Below are 645 nucleotides of genomic sequence, written 5' to 3' on the forward strand. Positions count from 1 at the left end.
ATATAGGCGGGGCGGCCGCCTCCGTGGTAACGGTAATCCTCGCGATTTTTTTCGTTCCGTCTGTTTTTCAGGGGGACGGAAAAATTCCCAAAATAATCGCGCCTGCGGCTTGTACCGCCATTTTCGGGAATCTCGGGGATTTGGCGGAATCCGCGATTACACGAAGCGCCGACGTAAAGGATTCCGGCAATCTTATGATGGGGCGCGGCGGAATTCTGGATTCAATCGATTCCCTCGCTCTTGCGGCCCCTGTATATTTCCTGCTTTTCAATTTATTTTTTATTACCCCGCAATGAAAAGACGCGTATCCGTACTTGGGGCGACAGGCTCCATCGGCAAAAGCTCCCTCGATATAATTTCGCGTAACAAAGACGCGTTTGACGTCGTCCTTCTTTGCGCCCACTCAAAAGGCGAAGAGCTGGAAAAGCTTAAGCGCTTGTGGCCTTCCGCCGTTTGCGTGCTGGCGGGCGAAGAAGGCGGCAAGGAAAAACTTCTTGCCGCGATTGGGAGCGCAAACGCCGACATGACGATAAACGGCATATCCGGCGTCCTTTGCCGTCACGTTTTTTAATTCCTGAACGCCCATCTTCCTGAAAGGGCCGCCCGAAGCGGTCAATATTATTTCGCTTACCGAGTCATTTGCGC

Annotated in this window: 2 protein-coding genes; both read left to right on the top strand. The window is 52.6% G+C overall.

Annotated elements, in window-relative coordinates; genetic code table 11:
• Positions 1 to 296 (top strand): phosphatidate cytidylyltransferase (locus tag ACYVTD_RS15335; RefSeq protein ID WP_461248567.1); only part of this gene is annotated, 296 nt, incomplete at its 5' end.
• Positions 293 to 571, top strand: coding sequence for a hypothetical protein (locus tag ACYVTD_RS15340; protein WP_461248568.1), 279 nt, complete (start codon positions 293 to 295; stop codon positions 569 to 571). The genes ACYVTD_RS15335 and ACYVTD_RS15340, both read left to right, overlap by 4 nt.
• Positions 572 to 645 lie beyond the last annotated feature (74 nt).

Source organism: Treponema sp. R6D11, assembly GCF_054786075.1.

What these genes read in the sequence shown, in the direction of transcription:
- ACYVTD_RS15340 (WP_461248568.1), top strand. Translation starts at nt 293, where the DNA reads ATGAAAAGACGCGTATCCGTACTTGGGGCGACAGGCTCCATCGGCAAA.